The organism is Pseudomonas syringae group sp. 247E2 (assembly GCF_032587795.1).
GTDB lineage: Bacteria > Pseudomonadota > Gammaproteobacteria > Pseudomonadales > Pseudomonadaceae > Aquipseudomonas > Aquipseudomonas amygdali.
This window is the reverse complement of record NZ_JAWHPK010000026.1, coordinates 24,621-38,046: the sequence shown is the minus strand read 5'-3', so window position 1 is coordinate 38,046 and position 13,426 is coordinate 24,621. Positions and strand designations below refer to the sequence as shown.

Annotated in this window: 15 protein-coding genes; 8 read left to right on the top strand and 7 right to left on the bottom strand. The window is 59.9% G+C overall.

The annotated features are described in order from the left end of the window. The first annotated feature begins 19 nt into the window (after positions 1-19). From RYC18_RS22290 to RYC18_RS22260, 7 genes are all read left to right on the top strand, one after another. Positions 20-1,183, top strand: coding sequence for a chemotaxis response regulator protein-glutamate methylesterase (locus RYC18_RS22290; protein ID WP_002554267.1), 1,164 nt, complete (start codon positions 20-22; stop codon positions 1,181-1,183). After that, on the top strand, positions 1,183-1,923 hold the full coding sequence (locus RYC18_RS22285) for a flagellar motor protein (RefSeq protein ID WP_002554266.1): 741 nt from the start codon (positions 1,183-1,185) through the stop codon (positions 1,921-1,923). Before RYC18_RS22290 ends, RYC18_RS22285 begins: the two co-directional genes overlap by 1 nt. Positions 1,924-1,929: 6 nt before the next feature. Beyond that, complete coding sequence (motD, locus tag RYC18_RS22280; protein ID WP_004664478.1) at positions 1,930-2,817, top strand: flagellar motor protein MotD; 888 nt, start codon at positions 1,930-1,932, stop codon at positions 2,815-2,817. 44 nt (positions 2,818-2,861) lie between these two features. Continuing rightward, complete coding sequence (locus RYC18_RS22275) at positions 2,862-3,650, top strand: ParA family protein (protein ID WP_316886865.1); 789 nt, start codon at positions 2,862-2,864, stop codon at positions 3,648-3,650. Between the two features lie 102 nt (positions 3,651-3,752). Beyond that, a complete protein-coding gene (locus tag RYC18_RS22270) occupies positions 3,753-4,613 on the top strand; it encodes a CheW domain-containing protein (protein ID WP_005780463.1) in 861 nt (286 codons plus the stop codon). Positions 4,614-4,670: 57 nt separating this feature from the next. Continuing rightward, a complete protein-coding gene (locus RYC18_RS22265; protein ID WP_003370201.1) occupies positions 4,671-5,150 on the top strand; it encodes a chemotaxis protein CheW in 480 nt (159 codons plus the stop codon). Continuing rightward, a complete protein-coding gene (locus RYC18_RS22260) occupies positions 5,151-5,552 on the top strand; it encodes a DUF2802 domain-containing protein (protein WP_316886864.1) in 402 nt (133 codons plus the stop codon). A gap of 541 nt (positions 5,553-6,093) precedes the next feature. On the opposite strand, the gene RYC18_RS22255 is transcribed toward RYC18_RS22260, so the two are convergent. Both RYC18_RS22255 and fnr read right to left on the bottom strand, forming a co-directional pair. Then, complete coding sequence (locus tag RYC18_RS22255; protein WP_005744586.1) at positions 6,094-6,642, bottom strand: adenine phosphoribosyltransferase; 549 nt, start codon at positions 6,640-6,642, stop codon at positions 6,094-6,096. A 61-nt stretch (positions 6,643-6,703) separates the two neighbouring features. Further along, positions 6,704-7,438 (bottom strand): fumarate/nitrate reduction transcriptional regulator Fnr, encoded by a 735-nt coding sequence (gene fnr, locus RYC18_RS22250; RefSeq protein ID WP_005744587.1) that lies wholly within the window; start codon positions 7,436-7,438, stop codon positions 6,704-6,706. 152 nt (positions 7,439-7,590) lie between these two features. Between fnr and RYC18_RS22245 the strand changes: the two genes are divergently transcribed. Continuing rightward, the gene (locus RYC18_RS22245; RefSeq protein ID WP_005744588.1) at positions 7,591-8,061 is read left to right on the top strand and encodes a hypothetical protein; all 471 of its coding nucleotides are present in this window, start codon (positions 7,591-7,593) and stop codon (positions 8,059-8,061) included. 14 nt (positions 8,062-8,075) lie between these two features. Here RYC18_RS22245 and hemN read toward each other — a convergent pair whose 3' ends face one another. The 5 genes from hemN to RYC18_RS22220 form a co-directional block, all read right to left on the bottom strand. After that, on the bottom strand, positions 8,076-9,458 hold the full coding sequence (hemN, locus tag RYC18_RS22240) for an oxygen-independent coproporphyrinogen III oxidase (RefSeq protein ID WP_005744589.1): 1,383 nt from the start codon (positions 9,456-9,458) through the stop codon (positions 8,076-8,078). A gap of 96 nt (positions 9,459-9,554) precedes the next feature. Then, the gene (locus tag RYC18_RS22235) at positions 9,555-10,238 is read right to left on the bottom strand and encodes a sulfite exporter TauE/SafE family protein (protein ID WP_005744590.1); all 684 of its coding nucleotides are present in this window, start codon (positions 10,236-10,238) and stop codon (positions 9,555-9,557) included. Continuing rightward, positions 10,231-10,434: a cbb3-type cytochrome oxidase assembly protein CcoS gene (gene ccoS / locus RYC18_RS22230; RefSeq protein ID WP_002554255.1), complete on the bottom strand. Its 204-nt coding sequence runs from the start codon at positions 10,432-10,434 to the stop codon at positions 10,231-10,233. The genes RYC18_RS22235 and ccoS overlap by 8 nt, the downstream gene beginning before the upstream one ends. Then, a complete protein-coding gene (locus RYC18_RS22225; RefSeq protein WP_316886863.1) occupies positions 10,413-12,887 on the bottom strand; it encodes a heavy metal translocating P-type ATPase in 2,475 nt (824 codons plus the stop codon). The genes ccoS and RYC18_RS22225 overlap by 22 nt, the downstream gene beginning before the upstream one ends. Before the next feature lie 2 nt (positions 12,888-12,889). Then, on the bottom strand, positions 12,890-13,426 hold the full coding sequence (locus RYC18_RS22220; protein WP_005744593.1) for a FixH family protein: 537 nt from the start codon (positions 13,424-13,426) through the stop codon (positions 12,890-12,892).

Here is a 13,426-nt window from a genome sequence, read left to right as displayed (position 1 = left end):
AACACCTATTGGAGTGTTTATGGCAGTCAAGGTCCTGGTGGTGGATGATTCCGGTTTTTTCCGCCGCCGTGTTACGGAAATTCTTTCTTCGGACCCCAACATTGTAGTGGTTGGCACCGCCACCAACGGCAAGGAAGCGATTGAGCAGGCGCTGGCGCTCAAACCTGATGTCATCACCATGGACTACGAAATGCCGATGATGGATGGCATTACGGCAGTTCGTCATATCATGCAGCGTATCCCCACCCCGGTATTGATGTTCTCGTCGCTGACGCACGAAGGTGCGCGCGTGACGCTGGATGCTCTGGACGCCGGTGCCGTGGATTTCCTGCCCAAGAATTTCGAAGATATCTCGCGCAACCCGCAGAAGGTCAAACAACTGCTGTGCGAGAAGATCAACAGCATTTCGCGCAGTAACCGCCGTTCAAGCGGGTTTGGTGCGGCCAGCGCTGCATCGGCGGCTGCACCGGCAGCGCCGACGTCGTCCAGCCGTGCACCTGCGCCCACCACCGCGCCAGCCCGTGCCGTGCCGACGCGCACTGCAGCGCCTGCCACGGCCCCTGCGGCTCATGCTCACCATGCTCCGGCACACCCGACCACCTCAGGCACGCCCAAGCGCAAGGCATACAAACTGGTGGCCATCGGCACCTCAACCGGTGGCCCGGTTGCGTTGCAACGGGTACTTACCCAGTTGCCAGCCAGCTTTCCGGCACCGCTGGTGCTGATTCAACACATGCCTGCGGCCTTCACCAAGGCCTTTGCCGAGCGTCTCGACAAGCTGTGCAAGATCAGCGTCAAGGAAGCAGAGGACGGCGACGTTCTGCGCCCTGGTCTGGCGTTGCTGGCACCGGGCGGCAAGCAGATGATGGTGGATGCGCGCGGTACGGTGAAGATTCTGCCGGGTGACGAGCGCCTGAATTACAAACCTTGTGTAGATATCACCTTTGGCTCTGCCGCCAAGTCCTACGGTGACAAGGTGCTGTCGGTGGTATTGACCGGCATGGGTGCCGATGGCCGTGAGGGCGCGCGCCTGCTCAAGCAGGCGGGCAGTACCGTATGGGCGCAGGACGAAGCGAGCTGCGTCATCTACGGCATGCCGATGGCAATCGTCAAGGCTGAGCTTGCAGATGCGATCTACAGTCTGGATGACATAGGTCGCCACCTGGTAGAGGCCTGTCTCTGATGGATGTACTCAGTCTTATCGGCCTGATCCTGGCGTTTGTCGCGATCATTGGCGGCAACTTTCTTGAAGGCGGACATCTAGGTGCGTTGCTCAATGGCCCGGCAGCCCTGATTGTACTGGGCGGCACACTGGGTGCGTCGCTGTTGCAGTCACCGATGAGCGCGTTCATGCGTGCCATGAAAATCATCCGCTGGATCATTTTCCCGCCTCGTATCGATCTGCCCGGCGGTGTCGACCGGGTGATCGGCTGGAGCATGACCGCCCGCAAGGAAGGCTTGCTCGGTCTGGAAACGGTCGCCGATTCCGAACCTGACAGTTATGCCCGCAAAGGCTTGCAACTGTTGGTCGATGGTGCCGAACCTGCAGCGATCCGGAGCATTCTTGAAGTGGATTTCATCACTCAGGAAACCCGCGATATTCAGGCTGCCAAGGTATTCGAAAGCATGGGCGGCTATGCGCCGACCGTGGGCATCATCGGTGCGGTAATGGGGCTGATTCACGTCATGGGTAACCTGGCCGACCCGAGCCAACTGGGCAGTGGGATTGCGGTGGCTTTTGTTGCCACCATTTATGGCGTTGCAATGGCCAACCTGATTCTGCTGCCGGTGGCCAACAAGCTTAAAGGCATTGCCCACCGCCAGTCGCGTTACCGCGAAATGCTGCTTGAAGGCTTGCTGTCCATCGCCGAGGGTGAAAACCCGCGCTCCATCGAACTCAAGCTGCAAGGCTTCATGGAGTAACAGCGCATGGCTCGCCGACGTCAGGCCGAAGAACACGAAAATCATGAGCGCTGGCTGGTGTCGTATGCCGACTTCATTACCCTGCTGTTCGCCTTTTTCGTGGTGATGTACTCGATTTCCTCGGTCAATGAAGGCAAATACAAGATTCTGTCCCAGGCACTGGTTGGCGTATTCAACGATACCGAGCGCACTATGAAACCGATCCCTATTGGTGAGCAGCGCCCGGTCTCGGTAAAGCCCGCCGAGCCGCTGGTCAAGGACAGCGAACAGACCGATGCCGGAATTGGCCAGGCTTCTGATGATCCGCTGCAGACCATCGCTCAGGATGTTCGCGATGCGTTCGGCGACCTGATCAAGTCCGATCAGATGACGGTGCGCGGCAACGAGTTATGGATCGAGATCGAACTCAACTCCAGCCTGTTGTTCGTCAGCGGCGACGCCATACCCAGCGACAAGGCCTTCACGATCATTGAAAAGGTTTCCGGAATCGTCAAACGCTTCGACAATCCCATACACGTTGAAGGCTTCACTGACGATCAGCCGATCAGCACTGCGCAGTTTCCGACCAACTGGGAACTGTCTTCGGCTCGATCTGCCAGCATTGTGCGCATGCTGGCGATGGACGGTGTCAATCCAGCGCGACTGGCCTCTGTGGGCTACGGTGAGTTTCAACCGATCGCGCCCAATACCACTGCCGCCGGACGCGCCAAGAACCGCCGCGTAGTGCTGGTCATCTCGCGAAATCTGGATGTGCGTCGCAGCCTGACCAGTTCAGGGTCGGCCAATGTGCAACCGGATGCTGCACTGAGGCGTGCTGGCACACAAACTGCACCGGTGCCAGCAAAGCCGCCGGTACGTGCGAACGCCGTCAATTCTCCGTCACCTGCCCCCTAACATCGTATCGGTATGGTCGTTGCTGTACGCAAGGAAAAACATCAATGAGAGTCTGGGCAGTAGCCAACCAGAAAGGTGGAGTCGGAAAGACCACCACGACCATCGCCCTGGCCGGCCTGCTGGCCGATGCGGGCAAGCGTGTGGTCGTGGTCGATCTGGACCCCCACGGCTCCATGACCAGCTATTTCGGGCATAACCCGGACGAACTGGAACACAGTGCCTTCGATCTGTTTCTCCACAAGGGTGCGGTTCCGGAGGGGCTTCCGGGCCAATTGCTGCTGCCGACCAGTGACCAGCGTATCTCGCTGATACCCTCCAGCACGGCGCTGGCCACACTGGAGCGTCAATCCCCTGGCCAGAGCGGCCTGGGCCTGGTGATCGCTAAAAGTCTGACGCAGTTGTGGCAGGATTTTGACTATGCGCTGATCGACAGTCCGCCGCTGCTGGGCGTTCTCATGGTCAATGCGCTGGCGGCTAGCCAGCAGTTGGCGATACCGGTACAGACCGAGTTTCTGGCTGTGAAAGGCCTGGAGCGTATGGTCAATACCCTGACCATGATCAACCGTTCGCGCAAGGTGCCGTTGCCTTACACCATCGTGCCGACCTTGTTCGACCGTCGTACTCAGGCGTCGATGGGCACATTGAAATTATTGCGCGACAGTTTTCCCGATCATGTCTGGCAAGCCTACGTGCCGGTTGACACGCGGCTGCGCGATGCCAGCCGTCTGGGGCTGACGCCGTCGCAGAATGACAGTAAGAGTCGCGGTGTGATTGCTTATCGGGCATTGCTCAAGCATATGCTCGCCGAGCAGCTCAATGCTCAGGTGGCCTGACGTGAACGTCCATTCTTTCTACACAGTTTGCTCAAGTGATGCCTCAATGCGGCCGATAACTCTATCAGGTTGCACCTGCTCCATTTTTTGTTGGGCCCCGGTATGAACCGCCCTGTAGAAGTAGCAACACGACCCAAGCTGGCGTTGCAGTCCTATCTGGACGCATTGCTGTACGACGCGACTGAAGTGCTTGAAGAGCCTGTCAGCAGCATCGATGAATTTCAGGCGGCTGTGCTCGAAGAGCAAGCCTTTGATGCGCGGATGCAAGCGCAGATCAAACCGCTGGCGGTTGCGGTGGCCGCGCCGGCTCCGGTGGCTGTAGCGGTAAAGGTTGAAGCGCCTGCGCCGGTGATTGAAGTCGCTCCGGTGATTGTTGCCGAAGTGGTGAAGGTTGAAGAAGCAGTTTCGACCGTTGAGCTGGTCGAGCCGGTCGCTGAGTTGAGCACACTGGTGACCCAGCGCACGCCGACGCCGCCGCCTACCAGTGATGGTCGCCCGGCATGGGCCGCCGAGCCGTTCGAATGCCTGTTGTTCGACGTGGCCGGGCTGACGCTGGCAGTGCCGCTGGTATGCCTGGGGTCGATTTATCCGCTGGCAGGGCAGGAGCTGACGCCACTGTTCGGTCAACCGGACTGGTTTCTCGGGATCCTGCCTTGCCAGGCGGGCAACCTGAAAGTATTGGATACCGCGCGCTGGATCATGCCTGATCGATACCGCGACGATTTTCGCCAGGGATTGCAGTACGTGATTTCGGTGCAGGGATACGAGTGGGGACTGGCGGTGCATCAAGTCAGCCGTTCGTTGCGTCTTGATCCGAATGAGATCAAATGGCGCACGCAGCGAGGTCAGCGCCCATGGCTGGCGGGCACGGTTATCGAGCACATGTGCGCGTTGCTGGATGTTGCAGAGTTGGCCGAGCTGATAGCCAGTGGCGCGGTCAAGCAGTTGAACAAGTCGAAATAATCATGGGTCGATGCCAGTGGCATCACCTGCAAAGAACACACGTGAGGGGTTGGGGTTATGAATAAGTCGTCTGCACAAGGTTCCGAAGATCCTATCCTGCAATGGGTTACGTTCCGCCTGGACAACGAGTCCTATGGCATCAACGTGATGCAGGTGCAGGAAGTGCTGCGCTACACTGAAATCGCCCCGGTCCCGGGTGCGCCAAGCTACGTACTGGGCATTATCAACCTGCGCGGTAACGTGGTCACCGTGATCGATACCCGTCAGCGCTTTGGTCTGGCTCCGGTTGAAGTCAGCGACAATACGCGTATCGTGATCATCGAAGCCGACAAGCAAGTGGTCGGGATTCTGGTCGATAGCGTGGCTGAAGTGGTTTACTTGCGTCAGTCTGAAGTCGAAACTGCGCCAAACGTGGGTAACGATGAGTCGGCCAAATTCATTCAGGGCGTTTGCAACAAGAACGGCGAACTGTTGATTCTGGTTGAACTGGACAAAATGATGTCCGAAGAAGAGTGGTCCGAACTGGAGAACATCTGATTGATCTTTGAGGTAGCTGTCGTCTTCCTGGGCATTCTCTGGGTAGTCACCCTGTTTATGTTCCTGGCCCATACCAGGCGTCAGCGCAAGCTCGATGCCGAGCGTGATGAGGCGACTGCCTTGCGTGATCAGCGGATCAAGGAGTTGGCCAGACGCCTGGACAACTACCAGAACGGCACGGTGCGCATGGGCGAAGCGTTGCACGAGCTGCGTGCCATCGTTGCGCCGTTGCCGGACAAGCTCACTGCACTGGAACAGCGCGATCCCTCCACGCTGTCCTTTGCCCAGGCTGCACGCCTGGTCGGCATGGGTGCCAGCATCGATGAGCTGACCCAGTCCTGCGGCCTGACCCAGGCCGAAGCGCAACTGATGACCAAACTGCACAGCAATACTGCGAGCTAGTTTCTCTTCGATACACGCCTGCGCTGCCCATTCAAGGTCGGACGCAGAGCATCCAGAACTGCAACGATAATCTCAACTATCGTGCGACGCTCTGCGTCGCATGCCGTTCTGGGCGCTCTACGTCCGATTTTGAGTATGATTCTCGTTCCCACGCTCCGCGTGGTAATGCAGTTCGTGACGCTCTGCGTCACACAGCGGTTCTGCGACTTCAGATGCATTGAGGTTCGACTCAGGTCACCTTTTCGCCCCTCGGCGAGTTACTTTGACGGGCCAAAGTAACCAAACCCCCTCGCTCCTGTTTCCGGCCCGACTTCGTCGGGTTCCTTCGCCCTGTCACTGATCCGGGGGTCGCCGCAACGGGCCATCCATGGCCCGGTGCGGCTAGCCTGGCGTCCTGCCAGGCTACCCCCGGATCAGCGCCAGGACTCAGCCGTCACTAAGGTCGCACTCTGCGTCGTCAGTGCCATCGCGATAAAAAAGCGCATTTACGATAGCCGTGAGCGCTGGAGAGTTTGGAACCTGTAACTCAGTCCCTGCGCCCTTACTGCTCGTCCAGCGCAAACTCGGTCAGACAGAACGTCGGGATCTTCAGGTCGTTAAGACGCTTGGAGCCACCCAGTTCCGGCAGGTCGATGATCGCAGCGGCTTCATGTACCTCGGCGCCCATGCGGCGGATGAGGTTGGCGGCGGCGATCAGCGTGCCTCCCGTCGCGATCAGGTCATCGAACATGATGACTGAGTCACCTTCGCACAGACTGTCGGCATGCACTTCCAGATACGCTTCGCCGTATTCGGTCTGATAGGCCTCGGAGAGTACGTCGGCAGGCAATTTGCCTTGTTTGCGAAACAGCACCAGCGGCTTGTTGAGTTGATACGCCACCACCGAACCAATCAGAAAACCACGCGCGTCCATGACGCCGATATGGCTGAAATCGGCTTCTATATAGCGCTGCACGAAGCTGTCGATTACCTGACGGGTAGCCTTGGGCGACTGAAAGAGGGGAGTGATGTCGCGAAAGACCACGCCCGGCTTGGGAAAGTCTACGACCGGGCGTATCAGGGACTTGAAGTTCGATTGATCGAAAGTCATCAGGGGGATCCATGGCAGGTTTGGCCGATAGTTTAAGCCGACCCGCCACAGATCGCACGTATCAGCTTTGCATTGCGCCGCCCGCCAGCGCGCACAGCTCGATCGGGGCGAGGATATGAATCTCTTTGCCTTCTGCGGCAATCAACTGGTTTTGCTGGAACCGGGTGAACACCCGCGACACCGTCTCGACGGCCAGGCCCAGGTGATTACCGATTTCGTTGCGCGACATGCTCAGACGAAACTGATTGGCCGAGAAACCTCTGGCCCGGAAGCGCGCAGACAGATTGATCAGAAACGTGGCAATACGCTCATCGGCGGTCTTCTTCGACAGCAACAGCATCATTTGCTGATCTTCGCGGATCTCGCGGCTCATGACGCGCATCAACTGGCGACGCAGTTGCGGCAACTGCACCGACAGCTCATCCAGGCGTTCAAATGGTATTTCGCACACTGAAGTGGTTTCCAGTGCCTGCGCCGAGACCGGGTAAGCCTGGGCGTCCATGCCTGACATTCCGACCAGTTCGCTGGGCAGATGAAAGCCGGTGAGTTGTTCTTCGCCGTTGTCACTGATGTTGAAGGTTTTCAGCGCGCCGGAGCGTACTGCATAGACCGACTCGAAGGTATCTCCCTGACGGAATAGAAACTCGCCTTTTTTCAGCGGACGGCCCCGTTTGACGATCTGGTCAAGGCAGTCCATGTCTTCCGTGTTCAACGAGAGGGGCAGGCAGAGTGGAGCGAGACTGCAATCCTTGCAGTGAGCCTGGTTTTGAGCGCGCAACTTTACTGGCTCGGACATCACTTAATTCCTTGTGGGAAAACACACATAAGCCGTAAGGGTACCTCACCCTTGCTTGTCGGGGCCAGCCTACAAAGCCTTCTGTACCATCAAGGTTCCAGAGCGGCTGCCGATAAGCCTGTATTCCCTCGGATGAACCAGGATGCCTTGGCATGTCAACGACACTTCCGTTGATCAACAGTATTACGATACGTACTGCGACCTCGCAGATTACGTACAGCAGCCAGACCAGCGAAAGCAGCGTCGAGACGCCTGCCGGTGAGGCAAAGGGCGTTGAAGTCAATCTGTCGTCAGCAGGCAAGGCTGCCGCTGCGTCGTCTTCCAGAAATGCCGATATCGAGCAGAGCGGCCTGCCGACTTCCGTGCAGAAGATCCTCAAGGCTATTCGCGAGCTTCAACGCAGGATCGCGGAAACCATGGAGCAGATCCAGAAGGCTCTGAAGGACCCGAGTCTGAGTCCCGAGGAGCGCCGCACCAAGGCCGCTGCGCTACAGACCGTGCTCACCACATTGCAGGCGCAGGTGAGCAATTCCACGGCCGATTTGTCGTCGCTGATGAACAGCCTGAACTCCAGCGACGCCGACAAGACCAAGGCGGGCATGCTGGTTCTGGCCAAAATGTAGAACCAGGCCGCTGCTCATATCACCCGGGAGAACTGCTGCCTGTTCTGCCGGGTCAGGTACGCATCGAAGACCATGCACACAGCACGCACCAGCAACCGGCCTGCCGGTTTCACTTCAATTCCCGCGGCGCTCAACGCAATCAGCCCGTCCTTCTCCATGCCAAGCAGTTGTGGCCATGCGTCGCTGAAATAGCCTCTGAAATCGATGGAGAATGCTTTTTCAATCTCGGCGAAATCCAGCATGAAGTGGCAGATCAACTGCTGAATGACTGCGCGTCTGATCCGGTCGTCATCGCTGCACATCAGCCCTCGTCTGGTTGCTGGCTGGTCGCTGTCCAGCAGCCTTTGATAGTCGCTCAGGTCGCTGCTGTTCTGACTGTACAGCTCGCCAATCTGGCTGATGGCCGAGACGCCCAGCCCGATCAGATCACAGTGACCATGCGTGGTGTAGCCCTGAAAATTGCGTTGCAGGGTCAGGTCTTCCTGGGCGATAGCCAGCTCATCGTCGGGCAGGGCGAAATGGTCCATGCCGATGTAGCGATAACCGGCGTTGCCCAGTTGCTCGACGGTGCGCTCGAGCATGAGCAGTTTGCTCCGGGCATCCGGCAGTTCGGCCGTGTCGATGCGCCGCTGCGGCATGAAGCGTTCCGGCAGGTGGGCGTAGTTGAACACAGACAACCGGTCGGGCTGTAATTCGATGATTTCATCCACTGTGCGGCTGAAGGCTTGCGCGGTTTGTCTGGGAAGGCCGTAGATCAGGTCGATATTCACAGAACGAAACTGCAGCGTGCGGGCGGCTTCGACGATGGCGCGGGTTTCCTCCAGGCTTTGCATGCGGTTGATCGCCCGTTGCACGGTCGGGTCCAGGTCCTGCACGCCAAGGCTGACCCGGTTGAAACCCAGCTCGCGCAGCAGGCCCATGGTCGACCAGTCCGCTTCGCGAGGGTCAATCTCGATGCCATAGTCGCCGGAGTCATCTTCCAGCAAATTGAAATGCGCGCGCAGCTGCGCCATCAACCGACGCAGTTCAGCATGACTCAGGAAGGTCGGCGTGCCGCCGCCCAGGTGCAGTTGCTCCACTACCTGACCGGGTGCCAGGTGGCAGGCGAGCATCTGTATTTCGTGTTCGAGCCGCTGCAGGTAAGCCTGCGCGCGTCCGCGGTCCTTGGTGATGACCTTATTGCAGGCACAGTAGTAACAAATGTTCGCGCAGAAGGGCAGATGCACATAGAGCGACAGCGGGCGCAACGCCTTGCGGCTTTCCCGCAGAGCATGCAACAGGTCAAATGCGCCTATTTGTGTGTGAAGTTGCACTGCTGTCGGATAGGACGTATAGCGCGGTCCTGCCACATCATAGCGACGGATCAGGTCTGAATCCCAACGAATGGCGTCAAGCATGCGCACGTTTCCCGGTCAGGCTGGCGATGTCGCGAGCATACGCAGGCGCTCAAGGGCGGGCGTTGACGTGGATCAAGCGGGGTGAGCTGCCCGGCCTCAGTGCCCCATCAGCCAATGCTGATGCGGCCCCGGCAAGGTCCAGAGGCCAAACACGATTACCAGCAACCCTCCGGCCATGCGAACACCTCGTTTGCGCAGCAGGACAGTGGTGCGCTCGGCGGCAAGTCCGGTGGCCAGCAGAACGGGCCAGGTGCCCAGCCCGAAGGCCAGCATCAGCAAGGCGCTATGGAGAGGATTGCCCTGGCTGGCGGCCCAGAGCAGGGCGCTGTAAACCAGCCCGCAGGGCAGCCAGCCCCACAGCGCGCCGAGCAACAAGGCGCGGGGCAGGCTGGACACCGGCAGCAAGCGGCTGGCCAGCGGTTGCAGGTATCGCCACAGGCCTCGGCCCAGGCGCTCGATATGCGTCAGCCCGCTCCACCAGCCAGCCAGATACAGCCCCATCACGATCAGCAACACTGCGGCGATGACCCGCAGACCCGTTGCCAGCGGACTTTGCGCGACTGCCCAGCCGACCAGCCCGGAACCCAGGCCGGCAACCGTGTAACTGAGAATGCGCCCAAAGTTATAGGCCAGCAGCAGCCGGAATCGACGGCTGCGCTGTTCCTTGGGAATGGCCAGTGTCAGCGCTCCCATGAGGCCGCCACACATCCCCAGGCAATGGCCGCCGCCCAGCAGCCCGAGAATGAGCGCCGAGAGCAGCGTCGAAGCAAGTTCAAACATCGTGTTTCTCGTCAGCGCCAGGCCGTTGCTGTTCTGGCCGGGCATGATCCACTGACGGCGGATCATCGAACAATATGCTGTGCGCCGGGCCTTCCATATCGTCGTACTGGCCGCTGTCCACCGCCCAGAAGAACACGTAGATCGCAACACCCACCAGCAGCAGCGCAGCAGGGATCATGATGTAAAGCGCGGGCATGAAACCTCCGGGGCAGGTTGTGACGTCAGGGCGCGGCGCGGCATGCGGGTCAGGCGCAAGGCGTTGAGCACTACGGTCAATGAACTGAGCGACATGCCGATGGCCGCCCATACCGGTGTGATCCAGCCCAGTGCCGCGAATGGCAGCATGAGGCCATTGTACAGGCTGGCCCAGAGCAGATTTTCGATAATGACCCTGCGCGTACGTCGGGCCAGATTCAGTGCGTCGATCAGCACCGGCAAACGGTTGCACAGCAGCACGGCGTCAGCGCTGGTTTTTGCAAGGTCGGTGGCTGAGCCCATTGCCACACTGATGTTGGCAGCGGCCATGACCGGGACGTCATTCACCCCGTCACCGATCATCAGCACCTTGCGTCCCTGAGCCTGAAGTTGCCGCAGCACCTCCAGCTTGTCGTCCGGGCGCATACCGCCACGCGCTTCCTCTATCCCCAGCGCCTGCGCGACACTGGCGACCATCGGTGAGCTGTCTCCGGACAGCAGCAGCGTTTTCCAGCCTTGTGCCTTGCAGGCTTGTAACAAGGTGCCGGCATCGTCGCGCAGTCGATCGTCGAGTACCAGCCAGGCCAGCGGCCCTTGCGCATCGCCCAGCAATAGCCACTGGCCGGACTCATCGGTGATCACCGGCGGTTCAGTGCCGCTCGGCGCACAGACGAACGGCGCCTGGCCGATGCGCAGCAGTTTCCCGTCAACACGTCCTTCCAGCCCTAGCCCCGGTGTGCTGTGCACCTCTTCGGCGGCCCTTGACGCTCGACCAAAGGCGCGGGCAATAGGGTGCTCGGAACGGTTTTCCAGCGCCGCCGCCAGCTCAAGACAGCGGCTGGCGTCCAGTTCGCGTAGCGGGTGAATGCTGCGCAGCGCCAGATGTCCCTCGGTCAGGGTGCCGGTCTTGTCGAAGATGACTGTGTCGATCTGATTCAGGCCCTCCAGTACATGACCTCGGGTCAGCAACAGACCAAGCTTGTGCAGCGTGCCGGTGGCTGCTGTCAACGCGGTCGGTGTCGCCAACGACAGCGCGCAGGGGCAGGTGGCAACGAGCATTGCCAGGACAATCCAGAATGCACGGGATGCGTCGATTTGCCACCAGACAACGCCGATCAGCGCCGCCGCCGTCAGCGAAAACAGTAGAAAGGTCTGTGCAGCCCGGTCGGCGATCTGCGCGAGACGGGGCTTCTGCGCCTGGGCGCGCTCGAGCAGGCGGACAATGGCCGAAAGACGGGTTTCCTGACCCAGCGCCGACACGGCAATGGTCAGCGGACTCTCGACATTCAACGTTCCTGCGGTGACCGCATCGCCCGCGCTGCGCACTTGTGGCAGGTACTCGCCGGTCAGCAGTGACTCATCGATACTGGAATAACCTTCGAGGATCCTGCCGTCAGCCGGGATAACCGCACCGGGGCGCACCAATATACGATCAGTCAAACGCAGTTCGCTGAGCATGATGCGCTGGCTCTGGCCATCGTCACCAAGGCGCAGGCATGAGGCAGGCAGCAGGTTGACCAGCTGCGCCGTGGCTGCCGCTGTGCGCTCGCGGGCACGGCGCTCCAGGTAGCGTCCGGCCAGCAGGAATAATGCAAACATGCCTACCGCATCGAAATACAATTCGCCAGCGCCGGTGACCGCAGTCCAGATGCCGGCGACATAAGCCGCGCCTATTGCCAGCGACACCGAGACGTCCATCGTCAGTTGACGGCTGCGCAGGTCGCGCAACGCGCCGCGGAAGAACGGTGCGCAACTGTAAAACACGATCGGAGTGGTCAGAAACAGCGCCACCCAGCGCAGGATGGTGTGCATCTGCGGGCTGAGGTCGATGTTGAACTCCGGCCAGGTGGCCATGGTTGCCATCATTGCCTGAAACCACAGCAGACCAGCGACACCCAGTTGCCGCAACGCCAGACGGTTTTCACTTGCCAGACGTTCGGCGGCGCGATCGGCCTGCCAGGGGTGAGCGACATAACCAATTGTGTGCAGCTCGCTCAGCAACTGACTGAGGGCAAGCTGGTCGCCGCGCCAGCGTACGTGCAGGCGATGGGTGGAGAGGTTCATGCGCGCTTCGGCCATTGCGGGCAAGCGGCTCAGACGTTTTTCGATCAACCAGCCGCAGGCTGCGCAACTGATGCCCTCGACAAGCAAAGTGGCTTCTGACAAATCGCCTTCGTGGTGCACGAAAGGAGCCTGTACTTCAGGGCGGTCGTAGAGTGCCAATTCATCGATCAATTGCGTGGGCAGGCTTTCCGGGTTGGCCGAGGCCTCGCTACGATGGCGGTAATAGCTTTCCAGGCCGCTGGCGACGATGGCCTCGGCCACCGCCTGACAGCCGGGGCAGCACAGCTCCCGGGGTTCACCGAGCACAACCGCCGTGAAACGGCCGCCGGCCGGCACGGGCAGGTCGCAGTGGTAACAGCGCATTGGAGTGGCGCGGGGCAACGTCGCCATGTTCAGTCTTTCCGGCGTTGTGCGGCTTGCAGGGGTTCGTCGCCCAAGGTCAGGTCAGCAGCGTCGACCTGCTCTTCTTCGAACAGACGCCAGGTCTGGTCGCCTTCGACACCCAGCAGTTCCACAAAGCGCCGACCCTCGACCCGGTCTTGCAACTGCCCGATGTAACGGCCCGGTTCAGACGGGCTGCGGGTCAGGAACACACGGCGATCACTGGCAGGGCGCGTCGGCGAAATAAGGTTCAACTCCAGACGCTCCGGGTTGCTGTTGCCGCTCAGGCGCAGCTCGACTTCGCCGGTCAACTCGTCCAGATGTACACGGGCGTGCAGTTTGAGGTTTTGCGCAAGCATTTCCCTATTCAGCGAGCGATTGATGCCCTTGCCGGCCTCGTAGTAGTTATCGGTGACCAGTGGGTCAGGGTTGGTCACTGCGATGAACACCATCGACAGGCTCAACGTCACCGAGCAGGTCAGAATGGCGATGATGATCCATGGCCAGAGGTGCCTGTACCAAGGGCTTGCAGCAGTCGCAACGGGCAT